The organism is Rhodoblastus sphagnicola, assembly GCF_002937075.1.
GTDB classification, from domain to species: Bacteria; Pseudomonadota; Alphaproteobacteria; order Rhizobiales; family Beijerinckiaceae; genus Rhodoblastus; species Rhodoblastus sphagnicola.
Window position 1 is genome coordinate 1 of the sequence record NZ_NHSJ01000046.1, and the last position, 17259, is coordinate 17259.

General features: G+C 63.6%; 13 protein-coding genes. 1 reads left to right on the forward strand and 12 read right to left on the reverse strand.

From position 1 onward, the window contains the following. The 5 genes from CCR94_RS07550 to CCR94_RS07570 form a co-directional block, all read right to left on the reverse strand. The coding region (locus CCR94_RS07550) for a sugar phosphate nucleotidyltransferase (protein ID WP_158254659.1) at nt 1–438 on the reverse strand (438 nt) is incomplete at its 3' end. Between the two features lie 66 nt (nt 439–504). Further along, nucleotides 505–927 (reverse strand): EamA family transporter, encoded by a 423-nt coding sequence (locus CCR94_RS07555; protein WP_104507270.1) that lies wholly within the window; start codon nt 925–927, stop codon nt 505–507. Nucleotides 928–935: 8 nt separating this feature from the next. Next, complete coding sequence (prfA, locus tag CCR94_RS07560) at nt 936–2012, reverse strand: peptide chain release factor 1 (RefSeq protein WP_104507271.1); 1077 nt, start codon at nt 2010–2012, stop codon at nt 936–938. Nucleotides 2013–2153: 141 nt separating this feature from the next. After that, nucleotides 2154–4418: a phosphoenolpyruvate--protein phosphotransferase gene (gene ptsP / locus CCR94_RS07565; protein ID WP_104507272.1), complete on the reverse strand. Its 2265-nt coding sequence runs from the start codon at nt 4416–4418 to the stop codon at nt 2154–2156. 159 nt (nt 4419–4577) lie between these two features. Beyond that, nucleotides 4578–5813, reverse strand: a complete 1236-nt coding sequence (locus tag CCR94_RS07570; protein WP_104507273.1) for an aspartate kinase — start codon at nt 5811–5813, stop codon at nt 4578–4580. Nucleotides 5814–5975: 162 nt separating this feature from the next. On the opposite strand from CCR94_RS07570, the gene ubiG reads away from it, so the two are divergent. Continuing rightward, on the forward strand, nt 5976–6737 hold the full coding sequence (ubiG, locus tag CCR94_RS07575; protein ID WP_104507274.1) for a bifunctional 2-polyprenyl-6-hydroxyphenol methylase/3-demethylubiquinol 3-O-methyltransferase UbiG: 762 nt from the start codon (nt 5976–5978) through the stop codon (nt 6735–6737). Nucleotides 6738–6793: 56 nt separating this feature from the next. On the opposite strand, the gene CCR94_RS07580 is transcribed toward ubiG, so the two are convergent. The 7 genes from CCR94_RS07580 to secA form a co-directional block, all read right to left on the reverse strand. Further along, nucleotides 6794–7195: a F0F1 ATP synthase subunit epsilon gene (locus tag CCR94_RS07580; RefSeq protein ID WP_104507275.1), complete on the reverse strand. Its 402-nt coding sequence runs from the start codon at nt 7193–7195 to the stop codon at nt 6794–6796. A 93-nt stretch (nt 7196–7288) separates the two neighbouring features. Then, a complete protein-coding gene (atpD, locus tag CCR94_RS07585) occupies nt 7289–8734 on the reverse strand; it encodes a F0F1 ATP synthase subunit beta (protein ID WP_104507276.1) in 1446 nt (481 codons plus the stop codon). Between the two features lie 27 nt (nt 8735–8761). Continuing rightward, a complete protein-coding gene (locus CCR94_RS07590) occupies nt 8762–9625 on the reverse strand; it encodes a F0F1 ATP synthase subunit gamma (RefSeq protein WP_104507277.1) in 864 nt (287 codons plus the stop codon). A 93-nt stretch (nt 9626–9718) separates the two neighbouring features. Beyond that, nucleotides 9719–11248, reverse strand: coding sequence for a F0F1 ATP synthase subunit alpha (gene atpA / locus CCR94_RS07595; RefSeq protein ID WP_104507278.1), 1530 nt, complete (start codon nt 11246–11248; stop codon nt 9719–9721). Beyond that, nucleotides 11248–11916: a F0F1 ATP synthase subunit delta gene (locus CCR94_RS07600; protein ID WP_338052977.1), complete on the reverse strand. Its 669-nt coding sequence runs from the start codon at nt 11914–11916 to the stop codon at nt 11248–11250. The genes atpA and CCR94_RS07600 overlap by 1 nt, the downstream gene beginning before the upstream one ends. A gap of 106 nt (nt 11917–12022) precedes the next feature. After that, on the reverse strand, nt 12023–14257 hold the full coding sequence (locus tag CCR94_RS07605) for a primosomal protein N' (RefSeq protein ID WP_104507280.1): 2235 nt from the start codon (nt 14255–14257) through the stop codon (nt 12023–12025). A gap of 31 nt (nt 14258–14288) precedes the next feature. Beyond that, nucleotides 14289–17096, reverse strand: a complete 2808-nt coding sequence (gene secA / locus CCR94_RS07610) for a preprotein translocase subunit SecA (RefSeq protein WP_104507281.1) — start codon at nt 17094–17096, stop codon at nt 14289–14291. Between the last annotated feature and the right edge of the window lie 163 nt (nt 17097–17259).

Consider the following 17259-nt stretch of genomic DNA (forward strand, 5'->3'; position numbering starts at 1 on the left):
GGGCGTGATGCCGAGCGTGACGATATGGCCCAGCGCCGCCGCCTCGCCCGCCTTGATGCACAAAGCCCGGAACGCCTCGACCTTTTGCACGACATGGTCGGCCGCGAAGACCGCGACCAATGCGTCGGGCGCGCGCGCGGCGGCGATTTCGCAGGCGATGGCGACGGCGGCGGCGGAATCGCGCCGCTCCGGCTCCAGCACGATCTGCCCCTTGGCGCCGATCTCCTCCATCTGCTCCTGAACGAGGAAGCGATAATCGTGGTTGGTGACGATCACCGGCGCGTCGAAGGCCTCTGCGTTCAGGCGCAGCAAGGTGTTCTGGAAGGTGGAGCGGTCGCCCAGCAGAGCGATGAATTGTTTGGGCATGCTCTCGCGCGAGGCCGGCCAAACCCGCGTGCCGGCGCCGCCGCACATGATCACTGGAATGATTTTCCGCATATGCCCCTCGTGTCGAACTTTTTGAGACTAGTCCTGCGATATGACTCGCACAATACCGCCTGAAATTCAGCGCATCGCCACCAGCACGGCGCCAGCGGCGATCATGCCCACGCCGAGCCAGTTGCTGGGTGAAAGCCTCTCGCCCAGCGCCAACGCGCCGATCAAGGCGACCGCGACGACGCTGAGTTTGTCGATGGGCGCGACGCGCGCGGCGTCGCCGATTTTTAGAGCGCGAAAATAGCAAAGCCAGGAGGCGCCGGTGGCCAGGGCGGACAGGGTCAGAAACACCCACGTTCGCGGCGCGACCGCCGTCGGCTGAAGGCGTCCGGTCGCCGCGAGCAGGCCGGCGAGGACGGCCGCGACGATCAGGGTGCGGATCAGGGTCGCCAGATCCGAATCGATGTTCTCGACGCCGATCTTGGCGAAAATCGCGGTTCCCGCGGCAAACAACGCCGAAAGCAGCGCCCAGAACACCCAACTGTCGGCCAAGTCCGCTCTCACCCCGCCTCGCTTTCCGCCAGAAGCCGCGCCTGATGATCGGCGATCAGGAGATCGAGGATTTCGTCCAGCGCCTCGCCTTCCATGACCTTTTCGATCTTGTAGAGCGTCAGATTGATCCGGTGGTCGCTGACGCGCGCCTGCGGAAAATTATAGGTGCGAATCCTTTCGGAGCGATCGCCGGAGCCGACCTGCGCCTTGCGATTGGCCGCGCGCTCGGAATCCAGCCGGTGGCGCTCCAGGTCATAGAGCCTTGAGCGCAGCACCTCCATGGCCTTGGCCTTGTTGCGGTGCTGCGAACGCTCCTCCTGCATCATCACCACCACGCCGGTGGGAATGTGGGTGATGCGGATCGCCGATTCCGTCTTGTTGACATGCTGGCCGCCCGCGCCGCCGGAGCGCATCGTGTCGATGCGCAGATCGCCTTCGTCTATGGCGAGATCGACCTCCTGCGCTTCGGGCAGCACGGCGACGGTCGCGGCGGAGGTGTGGATGCGCCCCTGCGTTTCCGTCGCCGGCACGCGTTGCACGCGATGCGCGCCGCTTTCGAATTTCAGCCGGGCGAACACGCCCTTGCCCTGAACCTGCGCGATGATCTCCTTGAAACCGCCCGCGGTTCCCTCGCTGGCGGACAAAAGCTCCATCTTCCAGCCATGGAGCGCCGCATATTTCTGGTACATGCGAAACAGGTCGCCGGCGAACAGCGCGGCCTCGTCGCCGCCGGTCCCCGCCCGAATTTCGAGAATGGCGCCCTTTTCATCCGCCGCGTCGCGCGGCAGCAGCGAAAGGCGCAAGGCCCGTTCGGCCTGGACAAGTTTTTCGCGCGCCAGCGGCAACTCGTCCGCCGCCAGCGCCTGCATTTCCGAATCAGCGGACGCATCGCCGCGCAGGCTTTCGAGATCGGCGCATTCGCTCAGCAAGGCGCGATAGGCCCGGATCGATTCGGCGACGGGTTCGAGGTCGGACAATTCGCGCGACAGGCCCGAAAACGCGCTGGCCTCGACGCCCTCGGCGAGGCGATGCGCGATTTCCTCATGACGGCGCAAGATGATGTCGAGCTTATCGGCAGGAAGCATTTTGAACTTTGCTACAGGAAAACGGGCGCTGACGGATGCTAGAGCGCATTCTGCGAACACACGTTCACCAAACGCGCTCTAAGTTTTTGTTTTTACGCATTTTCTTCACGCGACCCGGCATCCACTTCGCTTGAAAATGCTCTAAAGGTGAACGCAGTTCGCATCGGCGAAGGCCTGCAATTCTTGCCTTATGGACACGGAATGATCGAGTCGTTCGATCATCGGCATCAAGACCGCGCGCAAGGCGCCGAGATCAACCGCGCGAATGGCCGCCTTGACTGGACCAATCGCCGAAGGCGTCATCGAAAGGCCGCGAAAGCCGATGGCCGCCAGCGCCAGCGCCTCCAAAGGCCTTCCACCCATTTCTCCGCAGAGAGTGACCGGCGTTCCGTATCTGGCGGCGGCGTCGACAATCGATTTGAGCGCGCGCAGATTCGGCGCCGAGAGATCGTCGTAACGGGCGGACACGCGCTTGTTGTCGCGGTCGGCGGCGAAGAGATACTGGGTCAGGTCGTTGGACCCGACGGAGAGAAAATCGACCAGTTGGCAAATCTCGTCCAATTGCCACAACAGGGAGGGCACCTCGACCATCACGCCCAGCTTGAGTTCACAGGGCGTCCGGTAGTCGTGCTGGCGCAGAAACTCCACCTCGCGCAGGCAGATTTCGCGCGCGGCGACGAATTCGCCAACCTTCGCGACCATGGGGAACATGATGCGCAGGGCCCGTCCCTCGGCGGCCCGCAACATGGCGCGCAATTGCATGCGCAGCAGGCCCGGCCGGTCGAGGCCGATGCGGATGGCGCGCCAGCCGAGCGCCGGATTTTCCTCTTCCACCTTGGTCATGTAGGGAAGGACCTTGTCCGACCCGATATCCAGGGTGCGAAAGGTCACGGGAATATCCCCGACCGCGTCCAGCACTCTCTTGTAAAGTGAGTATTGCTGGGATTGACGCGGAAAACTCGGCGCCACCATGAATTGCAATTCGGTGCGGAACAGACCGATGGATTGCGCGCCAACCTCGCTGGCGTGCTGGCAATCGATCAGCAGACCGGCGTTCATATGCAGACCGATCTCGACTCCGTCGCGAGTGAGGGCCGGAACATCGCGCAATTTGTGAAATTGCTCGCGCCGGCGCGCGCGCAAGCGCGCCTTTTCGCCATAGGCCGTTTCGATATCCGACGGCGGACGCAGTTGCACTTCGCCCGAACCGCCATCGACAATGATGGAGTCGCCGGTATCGACCAGGTCCGTCACATTCGGCACGTCGCCGACGGCGGGAATCCCGAGCGCGCGCGCGATAATCGCGACATGGCTGGTCGGGCCGCCGTCCTCCAGCACCAATCCCCTCAAATTCGCCCGCTCATAATCGAGCAGCGCGGCCGGACCCATGTTGCGGGCGACGAGAATGGCGTTGTCGGGCAAGGCGCCGCCGTGCGGCGGGGCGACGCCGGTGAGTTGCTGTAGCAGGCGATTGGCGAGATCGTCGAGGTCGTGCAGCCGTTCGCGCAGATAGGGATCGGTCTGGCGCTGCAATTTGGCGCGCGCGTCGTTCTGAACCCGCTCCACCGCCGCTTCCGCTGTAAGCCCTGAGTCCAGCGCCTCGCGCAGACGCCGCATCCAGCCGCGGTCATTGGCGAACATGCGCACGGTTTCCAGCACGTCGCGATGTTCGCCCGCGCCATAGCGGTCTCCGCGCGCGATCAACTGGTCGATCTGCTCGCGCATGGCCAGGATCGCGGCGTCCAACCGCGTGCTCTCCGCCTCGGGATTTTCGGCGACCAGTTGCTTGACGATGATGCGCGGCTCATGCAGCACGACATGGCCCAGACCCACGCCGTCCGAAAGCGCCGAACCCACAAGCGACATCGGCTTTTGCAGGCTCAGGCTCTGGCCCGGCGCGGCCAGCGACTGCAACTCGCCAGACGCGATCATTTCGGCCAGCAGCATGGCCGTGGTTTGAAGCGCCTCGACTTCCTCTTCCGAATAGGTGCGGCGCGCCCGGTTCTGGACGACGAGAACGCCCAGCGTGTTGCCGCCGCGCAGGATTGGCACGCCCAGGAAGCTCTGGTAGATTTCCTCACCCGTTTCCGGGCGATAGCTGAAGGCCGGATGGACCTGGGCGTCGGCGAGCGCCAGCGGCTCGGCCTTTTCCGCGATCAGGCCGACGAGGCCCTCGCCGGTGGTCATGGTGGTGAGGTGGACCGCCTCGCGGTTCAAGCCTTCGGTGGCGTAAAGCTCAAGCTTGCCGTCGGAACGCAGCACATAGACCGAACAGACTTCGGCCACCATATTGGCGGCGATATGAATGACGATTCGGTCAAGGCGCGCCTGAGCGCTCACCGGCTCCGCCATTACTTCGCGAAGCCGGCGCAGTAGCAGACGAGGTCCGCCCAAACCGCCGCGCATTATGTCGTCCTGTCCTCGAACACGCAGAAAGCGCGTTCCTAATACCTTCGTAACGCATGTCCGTCAGGAAACCCTGGCGACCATGTCCGAGGCGATTCGCGCGCCGTCCTTCGGCCCACCAATAAGGATGCAAGGACCGGACCGCAAGGGCCGGTCTGGTCAGGCCTTGTCGAGACCGTAGAGGGAATGCAGCGTGCGAACCGCCAATTCCGTGTAAGCCGCGTCGATCAACACGGAGAATTTGATCTCCGAGGTCGTGATCGCGCGAATATTGATGCTTTTTTCGGCCAAAGCGCGGAAGGCGGCGGCGGCGACGCCGGCATGGCTGCGCATTCCCACGCCAATGGCCGAAATTTTCACCACATCGCCGGAGGATTGCAGCGTGGTGAAACCGATCTCGGCCTTGCCCTTTTCAAGAATGGCGCGGGCGCGTTCGAATTCGGCGGCGGCGACGGTGAAGGTGATGTCCGTGTGGGCGGCGTCGTCCGATACGACCTGGATGATCATGTCCACGTTGATATTGGCGTCGGCGAGCGGCTGGAAGATCGCCGCGGCGACGCCCGGATTGTCAGCGACCTTGCGCAAGGTGATCTGCGCCTCGTCCTTCGAGAAGGCGATTCCGGTCACGACCTGCTGCTCCAAAATATCCTCCTCGTCGCAAATCAACGTGCCCTGCCGCGGGTTTTCGGGATCGTCGAAGGACGACCGCACGTAGGTCTTCACGCCATGCACCATGGCCATTTCGACCGAGCGCACTTGCAAGACCTTGGCCCCGAGCGAGGCCATTTCCAGCATTTCTTCAAAGGCCACCTTGTCGAGGCGGCGCGCCTTCGGCACCACGCGCGGATCGGTGGTATAAACGCCGTCCACATCGGTATAGATGTCGCAACGGTCCGCATCAATCGCGGCGGCGACCGCCACGGCGCTGGTGTCGGAACCGCCCCGGCCCAGCGTGGCGATGCGTCCCGTCGCCGGTTCGACGCCCTGGAAGCCGGCGATCACCGCCACTTCCCCGCGCCCGAAACCCTCGATCAGCTTTGTTCCGTCGATGCGCGCGATGCGCGCCGAGCCATGGGCGTTGTCGGTTTCGATCGGAATCTGCCAGCCCTGCCAGGAGCGCGCCTGAAGACCCATTTCCCGGAGCACGATGGCGAGCAGGCCCGCCGTCACCTGTTCGCCCGAGGCCACGACCGCGTCATATTCGCACGCGTCATAGTGCTTGCTGGAGTCGTTGACCCAGCCGACCAGTTCGTTGGTCTTGCCGGACATGGCCGAAACGACAACCGCGACATCGAAACCCGCCTCGATCTCCCGTTTGACGTGACGCGCCACATTTCGGATACGTTCGATATTGGCGACGGAAGTGCCGCCGAACTTCATGACCAGACGCGCCATAATGCCCTGATTGAATCTCTGCAGATCTCGCAACGCCCGCAAAGGCGAGGTGACAAAGCCGTCGCGAGAATCGGCGGATTTGTCACCTCGCCCCAGGGGCGGCTATACATGACGGCGCCCCCGGCGCCTGTCAATCAAACTCTCCCGCAAATTGGTCCCGAAATGTCCGAGAATCGCTCCGCCAGCACCGATCCCGAGGAACTCGCCCGCTTCGCCCGCCTGGGCGACAAGTGGTGGGACCTCAAGGGTCCCCAAGCCGCCTTGCACAAGCTCAATCCCACGCGGATCGGCTATCTGCGCAACCTGCTTTGCGCCCATTTCCCGGACAGCGACAAACCTCGGCAACGCAACGCCGAACAGCCGCTGACCGGCCTGAAGATCGTCGATCTCGGCTGTGGCGGCGGCTTGCTGGCCGAACCGCTCGCGCAACTCGGCGCCCAGGTGACCGCCATCGACCCGGCCGAGGAAAATATCCTGGCCGCGCGACGTCACGCGGAATTGGGCGGTCTCGCCATCGATTACCGACCTGTCACCGTCGAAGCGCTGGCGCAGGCGAACGAAAAATTCGACGCCGTGCTCGCCATGGAAGTGCTGGAGCATGTCGCCGATGTCGACAGTTTCCTGAACGCCGCCGCCGCTCTGGTTCGTCCCGGCGGCCTGTTTGTCGGCGCGACATTGAACCGGACGCTTAAAAGCTACGCCCTCGCCATTGTCGGCGCCGAATATGTGCTGCGCTGGGTCGAGCCGGGCACCCACGACTGGAAGAAATTTTTGCGCCCCAACGAAATCGCCCGTCCCTTGGAAAAAATCGGCTTGAAAGAAATCGACCGCTCCGGAATGGTTTACAACCCGCTGGCGGATCAATGGCGACTGTCGGGCGACATGGATGTGAATTACATGATCGCGTTGGAGCGACCGGCCTGACAAATGAAAAAAGCGGCCGTCAGGGCCGCTTTTTTTGCAGGCGGGAACCCCCGGCGTCAGGCCGAGATCGCAACCTTCAGCTCATTGAGCTGGTCGATCTTTTCCGCCGCCAGCTTCTTCGCCGCTTCCGTCTTGGCGTCGGCGAGATCTTCCTCGGCGTTCGTGATTTCCTGCGCCAGCTGCGCGGCGTTGAATTCCTCGAGCGGCTTGGCCATCTCGGCCAAAATAGTCAGTCCGCCGCCGGCCACGTCGGCGAAGCCGCCGCGCACGAACAGCTTGGCCTTCTTGCCCGCCGTTTCGTCGATTTCAACCACACCCGCCTTGAGCACGGCCATCACCGGCGCATGATCCTTCATGACCGTGAACAGGCCTTCGGCGCCCGGCACGACCACAGCTTCGACCTCGCCCGAATAAAGCAGCTTTTCGGGCGAGACGAGTTCGAAGTGAAATGTCGCCATAGAACTCTCCAGAACCGGGCTTCTCACCCGTCTCGGCGCTGATTGAACCGGCGCCGGCGGCGCGTGACGCGCCACCGGCCCGAACTTTTAAGATCAGGCGGCCTGCGCGGCCAGCTTCTGAGCCTTTTCGATGGCTTCCTCGATCGAGCCGACCATGTAGAAGGCGGCTTCCGGAAGGTGATCGTATTCGCCGTCCACCAGACCCTTGAAGCCCTTGATGGTGTCGGCGAGCGAAACCAGCTTGCCGGGCGAACCGGTGAACACTTCCGCGACGTGGAAGGGCTGCGACAGGAAGCGCTCGATTTTACGCGCGCGGGCCACCACCAGCTTGTCCTCTTCGGACAGTTCGTCCATGCCGAGAATGGCGATGATGTCCTGCAGCGACTTGTAGCGCTGGAGAGTCGATTGCACCTTGCGGGCGACAGCGTAATGCTCTTCGCCGACAACCAGCGGCGACAGCATGCGCGAGGTCGAGTCGAGAGGGTCAACCGCCGGATAAATGCCCTTTTCCGCGATGGAGCGCGACAGCACGGTGGTGGCGTCCAAGTGGGCGAACGAGGTCGCCGGGGCCGGATCGGTCAAATCGTCCGCCGGAACGTAAATCGCCTGCACCGAGGTGATCGACCCCTTGGTGGTGGTGGTGATGCGTTCCTGCAACGCGCCCATGTCGGTGGCGAGCGTCGGCTGATAGCCCACCGCCGAGGGGATGCGCCCGAGCAGCGCCGACACTTCCGAACCCGCCTGGGTGAAGCGGAAGATGTTGTCCACGAAGAACAGCACGTCCTGGCCCTTGTCGCGGAAATCCTCGGCGATGGTCAGGCCGGTGAGGGCGACGCGGGAGCGCGCGCCCGGGGGTTCGTTCATCTGGCCATAGACCAGCGCGCATTTCGAGCCTGTGACCGAGCCATTGTTCTCATGCGGGTCGATGTTGACCTTCGACTCGATCATTTCGTGATAGAGATCGTTGCCTTCGCGGGTGCGCTCGCCGACGCCGGCGAACACCGAATAACCGCCGTGGGCCTTGGCGATATTGTTGATCAGCTCCATGATCAACACGGTCTTGCCGACGCCCGCGCCGCCAAACAGGCCGATCTTGCCGCCCTTGGCGTAAGGCGCGAGCAGATCGACCACCTTGATGCCGGTTTCCAGGATCTGGGCGTCGGTCGCCTGCTCGGCATAGGACGGAGCCGGCTGGTGAATGGCGCGATGATTGTCGGCGTTGACCGGGCCGAGTTCGTCGACGGGTTCGCCGATGACGTTGATGATGCGGCCGAGGCAGGCCGCGCCGACGGGCACCGTGATCGGGGCGCCTGTGTCGGTCACGGGCTGGCCGCGCACGAGGCCTTCGCAGATGTCCATGGCGATGCAACGCACGGAGCTTTCGCCGAGATGCTGGGCCACTTCGAGAACGAGGCGGTTGCCGTTGTTGGTGGTTTCCAGCGCGTTCAGGATTTCCGGCAGATGGCCGTCGAACTTGACGTCGACAACGGCGCCAATGACCTGCGTGACGCGGCCCGTGGGCGAAGAGGCATTAGCCATTTTTGGTCCTCACATTCTCGATGACGGTCAGAGCGCTTCGGCGCCCGAGATGATTTCGATCAGTTCCTTGGTGATCATGGCCTGACGCGAACGGTTGTAGATCGTCGTCTGCTTCTTGATCATTTCGCCCGCGTTGCGCGTGGCGCTATCCATGGCGCTCATGCGCGCGCCCTGCTCCGAAGCGGCGTTTTCCAGCAAACCGCGGAAAATCTGCACGGAAATGTTGCGCGGCAGCAAGGCCGCGAGGATTTCCTCCTCGCTGGGCTCATATTCGTAAGCGCCAGACGGGGCGGCTCCCCCCGCGATCTCGGCCGGAATGAGCTGCTGCGCGGTGGGAATCTGCAAGATCACCGAGCGGAACTTCGAATAGAACAGCGTCGCGACATCGAACTGGCCGTCTTCGAACCAGGCGATGATCTTCTTGCCGATCGGATCGGCGTTTTCAAAGCCGAGCTGCCGCACCGACCTGAGGTCGACGACTTCGACAATCAGCTTCTCGAACTGGCGCTTGAGCTGCTCATAGCCCTTCTTGCCGATGCAGAGAATCTTGACCGTCTTGCCTTCGGCCTGCAACGCGAGAATTTTTTCGCGGGCGAGGCGGACGATCGACGAGTTGAAGCCGCCGCACAGGCCGCGCTCGGCGGTGGCGACGACCAGAAGATGCGTGTCGCTCTTGCCCGTGCCGGACAACAGGGCCGGGCCGCCAGCGGAAACGCCGGAGGCCAGATTGGCCAGCACCGACTCCATGCGTTCGGCATAGGGACGCGCAGCTTCCGCGGCCAGTTGCGCGCGGCGAAGTTTCGCCGCCGCGACCATTTGCATGGCCTTGGTTATTTTCTGCGTCGCCTTCACGGAAGCGATGCGGTTACGAAGATCCTTCAACGAGGGCATGGTTTGTCCGCTCGAAAACCGCCCGCGGCCCGAGGCCGGAGCTTGTATGGAGGCGGACCCGCCAGCGTCATTGACGACGGGTCCGGTTCAGATTCAGGCGAAGGACTTGGTGTAGTCTTCGACCACCGACTTCAACTTGGCGGCAACGTCGTCCTTGAGATCCTTCGAGGAACGGATCGCCTCGAGAATCTCGGCATGGCTGGTGCGCAGCAGGTTGAGGAGTCCTTCCTCATAAGCCTTGATGCGGGCGACCGGCAGGCCGTCGAGATAGCCGTTGACGCCGGCGTAGATCACCGAAACCTGCTCTTCCATCTTCAGGGGCGCGAACTGCGCCTGCTTCAGAAGTTCCGTCAGGCGCGAACCACGGTTCAGCAGGCGCTGGGTGGTGGCGTCGAGGTCGGAGCCGAACTGGGCGAAGGCCGCCATTTCGCGATACTGGGCGAGTTCGCCCTTGATCTTGCCCGCGACCTTCTTCATCGCCTTGGTCTGCGCCGACGAACCGACGCGCGACACCGACAGGCCGACGTTCACCGCCGGGCGGATGCCCTGGTAGAACAGGTCGGTTTCGAGGAAGATCTGGCCATCGGTGATCGAGATCACATTGGTCGGAATATAGGCCGACACGTCGTTGGCCTGGGTTTCGATCACCGGCAGCGCCGTCATCGAGCCGGAGCCATTGGCTTCATTCAGCTTGGCGGCGCGTTCGAGCAGGCGGCTGTGCAGGTAGAACACGTCGCCGGGATAGGCTTCGCGGCCCGGCGGGCGGCGCAGCAGCAGCGACATCTGGCGATAGGCCACGGCCTGCTTGGTGAGATCGTCATAAACGATCAGGGCGTGCATGCCGTTGTCGCGGAAATATTCGCCCATGGCCGCGCCGGCGAAGGGGGCCAGGAACTGCATCGGCGCCGGATCGGAGGCGGTGGCGGCGACGATGATCGAATATTCCAGCGCGCCCTGCTCTTCCAGCACCTTCACGAACTGGGCGACGGTGGAGCGCTTCTGCCCGACCGCGACATAGACGCAGTAGAGCTTGGCGTTTTCGTCGGTGCCCTGATTCAGCGACTTCTGGTTCAGGATGGCGTCGAGCGCCACGGCGGTCTTGCCGGTCTGGCGATCGCCGATGATCAACTCGCGCTGGCCGCGGCCGATCGGGATCAGCGCGTCGATGGCCTTGAGGCCGGTCGCCATCGGCTCATGCACCGACTTGCGCGGGATGATGCCGGGCGCCTTGACGTCGACGCGGGCGCGCTTGTCGGCGACGATCGGACCCTTGCCGTCGATGGGATTGCCGAGGGCGTCGACGACGCGGCCGAGCAGACCCTTGCCGATCGGCACGTCGACGATGGCGCCGGTGCGCTTGACGGTCTGACCTTCCTTGATGTCGCGGTCGGAGCCGAAGATCACGATGCCGACATTGTCGCTTTCGAGGTTCAGCGCCATCCCGCGGATGCCGTTCTCGAACTCGACCATTTCACCGGCCTGGACATTGTCGAGACCATAGACGCGAGCGATGCCGTCACCGACCGAGAGAACCTGGCCAACTTCCGTGATCTGGGCTTCATTACCGAAATTCGCGATCTCGTTCTTGAGGATCGCGGAAATTTCTGCGGCGCGGATATCCATCAGCCGACCTCTTTCATACGTGTGCGGAGCGAATTGAGCTTGGTTTTGAGTGAGGCGTCGACCATGCGCGAACCGAGCTTGACGACGATGCCGCCAATGATCGACGGATCGACCTTGACGTTGACCTTCACGGTCTGACCGCCCGAGACCTGACGCAACGCAGATTCGAGCGCGGCGGAATGATCGGACGAAAGCGGAGCCGCGACAGTGACCTGAGCCTGCGTAACGCCCTTGGCCTTGTCGTTCAGCGCGGTATAGGCGCGAATCATCTCAGGCAGGACGAACAGGCGGCGCTTGGACGCCACGAGCTTGATGAAATTGGCGGTGATGTCGCCGTAGCCGAACTGATCGAGCAGGGCTGTGATCGCCTTCAACTGCTCGTCGGCGGAAAAGACCGGGCTGACGATGAAGCGCCTCAGGTCGGCGGACTGCTCGATCATCTCGCCAAAATTGCCAAGCGCTTCGGCGACGGAGGCGGTGATGTTCCGTTCCTGAGCCAACCTGAAGAGAGCCTGGGCATAGCGTTCCGCAACGCCGGACACTGGATTCACGGAGTCTTCGACTTCAGCCACGCGGAACGGCCCCCTTGTTGAAAGTCTGACGTCAGCCGGCATCGCTAAGGTAGCGCTGATCCGGGCAATCGTGTCTGGAGACGGCTGGATGAGCAAGCCGCTCCAACCGAAAGGCGGCGCTCACGTAACATAGGGCGCCCTGTGGCGCAACCCTGGGACAGCAAGCAAATTCGCGGCTTGCTACCAAATGACGACGGAAGCTTCAGAGAAAACTCTGCGGATCTACGTCAATGCTGATTTTCAAGTCTTTTGTCGGCTTGGGGCCGCGCCCGCGCATGGCGCGCAAAAAAGCCTGAATATTGGCCTTGCGTGGCGCTTTTATCAGCAGGCGGAAGCGATACTTGCCGCGCACCATGGCGATGGGCGCCTCGGCCGGACCGTAAACCGCAATGTCCGCTTCGCCGGGCAGCTCGCCCGGAGGCGCCACGCTCCAGCCGGCGTTTTCGGCCGGAAGGCAGGCCGCGCGCGCCAATGCGCGCGCGAAAACCTCGGTCGCGTTGCGGTCGGAGCCGGACACCACCACCCCGGCGAGTCGGCCGAAGGGAGGCAGGCGCGCGAGGCGTCGCGTCGCGGTCTCCTCGGCATAGAAGCGCTCGAAATCGCCCGACAGCAGCGCCCGCAGCACCGGATGCTCCGGCTGCCAGGTCTGCAGCAGCGCGCGGCCCGGCTTCTCGCCGCGCCCCGCGCGTCCCGCGACCTGGTTCAGAAGCTGAAAGGTGCGCTCCGCCGCGCGCGGATCGCCATTGGACAGGCCGATGTCGGCATCGACAACGCCGACCAGCGTGAGATAGGGAAAATTGTGCCCCTTGGCGACCAATTGCGTGCCGATGACGAGATCGAACTTGTGATCGGCGATCGCCTGCAATTCGGCGCGCATGCGTTCGGTCCCACCGGGCATGTCCGACGACAGCATCAGCAACCGCGCCTCCGGCAGCAGTTCCGCCGCCTCCTCCGCAAGCCGTTCGACGCCCGGACCGCAAGCGGAAAGCGTCTCGGCCTGCCCGCACGCAGGGCAAATGTCCGGCCTGCGCTCGACGTGGCCGCAATGATGGCAGACCAGCGCCCGGCGGAACCGATGCTCGACCAGCGAGGCCGAACAATTCGGGCATTCGAATTTGTGGCCGCAGGCGCGGCACAGGGTCAGGGGCGCATAGCCGCGCCGATTGAGGAACAGCAGGGATTGTTCGCCCTGTTCGAGATTGCGCTTGAGCGCCTCGACGAGCGGGGGCGAAATCCATTTTCCGCGCGCCGCCCCGTGCTGGCGCAGATCGATCGCCTTGAGGACCGGCATCTGGCGCCCGGCGTAACGGCTCTCCAGCCGGATATAACCGTACCGACCCTGCCGGGCGTTTTCCCGCGTCTCGATCGACGGGGTCGCGGAGGCCAGCACGACGGCGCATTGCTCCTGGCGCGCGCGCACCACCGCCATGTCGCGGGCGTGGTAGATCACCCCCTCTTCCTGCTTGTAGGCCGCTTCATGCTCTTCATCGACGATGATGAGCCGCAGTGTCTTGAAGGGGAGAAACAGGGCCGAGCGCGCGCCGGCGATAACCTGCGCCGCGCCGTCCGCCGCCGCGCGCCAGACACGGGCGCGGCGGCGCGGCGTCAGTTCGGAATGCCACTCGGCGGGGGCGACCCCGAATCGTTTGGCGAACCTGTCGCGGAATTGCGAGGTCAGCGCGATTTCCGGCATCAGGATCAGCACCTGCCCGCCCCGCGCGAGGGTTTCGGCGACCGCCTCGAAATAGACCTCGGTCTTGCCCGAACCGGTCACGCCCTCAAGCAGAATCGGCTTGAACAGGTTTTCACACGCCGCTGCGCGCAAAATTTCCGCCGCCTTGGCCTGATCGTCGGATAATTCCGCGCGGCAAAAGTCGGGACAGGGAATTTCCGCGGCCCTTTCCGGCCCAAGAGCCACAGGCTCCAGCGCGCCGTCGTCGATCAGCGCGTCGATGACGCTGGGCGAGACCCCCGCCTGCCGCGCCAGTTCGGCCTTGCTGGGCGCCAAATCCGGCGGCAGCGCCGCAAGCGCCCGCCGCCGCGCTTCCGTCAGGCGTTTCGGCGCGGCGCCGGTGGCGCGCAAGCCGATCCGGACCGGCTCGGCGCCGGCCTCCACGGCCGCATGCGCGGCCATGCGCAGCACCATGCCGCGCGGGGCGAGCGTCCATGCCGCCACCCAATCGAGAAATTCGCGCAGTTTCGACGGCAAGGGCGGGAAATCGAGCCGCGCTTCGATGCTTTTCAGCTTGCCGCCAGCGGCGGGGCTTATCCCCCAGACAACCCCAAAAGTCTTGCGCGCGCCGAGCGGAACCTCGACGAAATCGCCGGGCTCCAGTTGGAGACCCGACGGAATGGCGTAGGAATAGGTCTGATCGACCGCGACGGGGATCAGGACGTCGGCGACCGCATGCTTTGCAGGCGCCCGCGCCTCGTCCATGATCCGCTCCGTGGCGGGTATCCGCGACCGCTCAAGCCACGGAGCCGTGACAATGCTTGTATTTCTTGCCGGAGCCGCACGGGCAAGGCTCGTTGCGGCCGACCCGTCCCCAGCTTTCCGGATTGCTGGCGTCGCGCGGCGCTGCGGGTTCCTCGTCCGTGAGCGGGACCGGGGTGAATTCGCCACTGGCGATGGCCGAGTTGATGCGGGCGAGCGCTTCCTCGTCCTCGCCGGTCGCGGGATCGGCGTGCGACCCGAACATGGCGGGCGGCGCCGGCAGGGGCGCCGACTCCTGGGTCACTTCGACGCGCATCAGTTGCGCGGTGACGACCTCGCGCAGCCGGGTGATCAGGGCGTCGAACAGTTCGAACGCCTCGGACTTGTATTCGTTGAGCGGGTCGCGCTGGCCCATGCCGCGCCAACCGATCACCTGACGCAAATGGTCGAGCACGACCAGATGCTCGCGCCAGAGATGATCCAGCGTCTGCAACAGAATTTGCTTTTCGACATAGCGCGTGAGGTCAAGCGTGTTTTTCTGCTCCCGCGCGGCGTAAGCCTCGTCGGCGGCCTTTTCGATGCGCTCGCGCAATTCCTCGTCGGCTATGCCCTCTTCCTTGGCCCAGTCAGCCAGCGGCAAGCGCAGATTAAGCTGCGCCTGCACATCCTGGTCGAGTCCGACGATATCCCAGGCTTCGGGATAGGCGTCATGCGGCACATGGCTGCTGACGAGATCGTCGACCACGCCATGGCGCATTTCGACGATGATCTCCTCGATCGAGTCCTGGGCCATCATTTCGCGGCGCTGTTCGAACACGACCTTGCGCTGGTCGTTCATGACGTTGTCGAATTTCAAGACGTTCTTGCGCATGTCGAAATTGCGCGCTTCCACCTTCTGCTGCGCCTTTTCCAGCGCCTTGTTGATCCAGGGGTGGATGATGGCCTCGCCTTCCTTCAAGCCCAGCTTGACCAGCATGGACTCCATGCGGTCGGAGCCGAAGATGCGCATCAGATCGTCCTGAAGCGACAGGAAGAATTTCGATTTGCCGGGATCGCCCTGACGGCCGGAGCGTCCGCGCAGCTGGTTGTCGATGCGGCGGCTCTCGTGGCGCTCGGTGCCGACGATGTACAGGCCGCCGGCGGCGATGGCCTTCTGCTTGAAATCGGCGATTTCCGCGCGAATGGCTTGTTCCCTGGCCGCGCGCGCCTCGCCTTCCAACTCGGCGCATTCCAGGCGCAGGCGCATGTCGAGATTGCCGCCGAGCTGAATGTCGGTGCCGCGGCCCGCCATATTGGTGGCGATGGTGATGGCGCCGGGCACGCCGGCTTCCGCGACAATATAGGCTTCCTGCTCGTGGAAGCGGGCGTTGAGGACGGCGAAATTCTTCGACGGCTTGCCCGAACGCGCGCTTTCATAAAGCTTGTCCAGCGCGCCCGGCGCGCCGAAATCGATGATCTTGTAGCCGCGCGCCTTGAGGAAATCCGCGAGTTGCTCGGATTTTTCGATGGAGGTGGTGCCGACCAGCAACGGCTGCGCCTTGGCGTTGGCGTCCTCGATCTCGGCGATGATCGCTTGCAGCTTCTCTTCGCTGGAGCGGTACACCTCGTCGTCGGAATCGATGCGGATCACCGGAACGTTGGTGGGAATCTCCACCACGTCCAGCCGGTAGATTTCGCCGAATTCGCTGGCCTCGGTCGCGGCCGTGCCGGTCATGCCGGCGAGCTTGCTATACAGGCGGAAATAATTCTGGAACGTGACGGTCGCCAGCGTGACGTTTTCCGGCTGGACCTGAACGTTTTCCTTGGCCTCCAGCGCCTGATGCTGGCCTTCCGAATAGCGGCGGCCCGGCATCATGCGCCCGGTGAACTCGTCGATGATGACGACTTCGCCGTTGCGCACGATATAGTCCTTGTCGCGCGAAAACAGTTTGTGCGCGCGTAACGCCTGGTTCACATGGTGAACGAGCGTGACGTTGGCGGATTCGTAAAGCGAGCCTTCGGTGAGAAGACCGGCGGCGCGCAACAGCTCTTCCACGCGCTCGTTGCCGTTTTCGTTCAGGGACACATTGCGCTGTTTCTCGTCGAGATCGAAGTCGTCCGGGCCAATATTCGGAATGATCTTGTCGATGGCGACGTAGAGATCGGACTTGTCGTCGGACGGCCCGGAAATGATCAAGGGCGTGCGCGCCTCGTCGATCAGGATCGAATCGACCTCGTCCACGATGGCGAAGGAATGGCCGCGCTGAACCATCTGGTTCAGCTCATATTTCATATTGTCGCGCAGATAGTCGAAGCCAAACTCGTTGTTGGTGCCGTAGGTGATGTCGGCGGCATAGGCTTGGGCGCGCTCGCTGTCGTCGAGACCGTGGACGATGACGCCAACGGTCAGGCCGAGGAAATTGTAGATGCGGCCCATGTTTTCCGCATCGCGGCGGGCGAGATAGTCGTTGACGGTGACGACATGCACGCCCTTGCCAGCCAGGGCGTTGAGATAACAGGCGAGCGTCGCGACCAGGGTCTTGCCTTCGCCCGTCTTCATCTCGGCGATGGCGCCTTCGTGCAGCACCATGCCGCCGACCAGTTGCACGTCGAAATGGCGCTGGCCGTAGGATCGCTTGGCGGCCTCGCGCACCGTGGCGAAGGCGGGGACCAGCAGGTCGTCGAGCTTGGCGCCATTGGCGAGCTGGGCGCGGAACTCCTCGGTTCTCGCGCGCAAAGCCTCGTCCGAGAGCGCGGCGATCTCCGGTTCGAGCGCATTGATCGCCGCGACCCTCGGCTTGTAGCTCTTCAAACGGCGATCGTTGGCGGTGCCGAAGATTTTTTTAGCAAGGCTTCCGAACATTCCAACGACCCTTCAAACGACGCCAGTCGCGCCGCCCCAATGTGGGAGGCTTTCCGCAAGGCGCAAGGAGCGCCGCCGATTCCGCGGCAAAACAACGCGCTCCAAAGCAGGCGCTTCGGAAGTAAATGGCGAAAAAGCTTTCGCGCGGGAGGAATAAGAGCGG

Coding starts and splice junctions, on each gene's coding strand:
- CCR94_RS07580 (WP_104507275.1), bottom strand. CDS start 7,195: ATGGCGACATTTCACTTCGAACTCGTCTCGCCCGAAAAGCTGCTTTAT.
- ubiG (WP_104507274.1), top strand. CDS start 5,976: ATGTCCGAGAATCGCTCCGCCAGCACCGATCCCGAGGAACTCGCCCGC.
- atpD (WP_104507276.1), bottom strand. CDS start 8,734: ATGGCTAATGCCTCTTCGCCCACGGGCCGCGTCACGCAGGTCATTGGC.
- CCR94_RS07590 (WP_104507277.1), bottom strand. CDS start 9,625: ATGCCCTCGTTGAAGGATCTTCGTAACCGCATCGCTTCCGTGAAGGCG.
- secA (WP_104507281.1), bottom strand. CDS start 17,096: ATGTTCGGAAGCCTTGCTAAAAAAATCTTCGGCACCGCCAACGATCGC.
- CCR94_RS07605 (WP_104507280.1), bottom strand. CDS start 14,257: ATGGACGAGGCGCGGGCGCCTGCAAAGCATGCGGTCGCCGACGTCCTG.
- ptsP (WP_104507272.1), bottom strand. CDS start 4,418: ATGCGCGGCGGTTTGGGCGGACCTCGTCTGCTACTGCGCCGGCTTCGC.
- atpA (WP_104507278.1), bottom strand. CDS start 11,248: ATGGATATCCGCGCCGCAGAAATTTCCGCGATCCTCAAGAACGAGATC.
- prfA (WP_104507271.1), bottom strand. CDS start 2,012: ATGCTTCCTGCCGATAAGCTCGACATCATCTTGCGCCGTCATGAGGAA.
- CCR94_RS07570 (WP_104507273.1), bottom strand. CDS start 5,813: ATGGCGCGTCTGGTCATGAAGTTCGGCGGCACTTCCGTCGCCAATATC.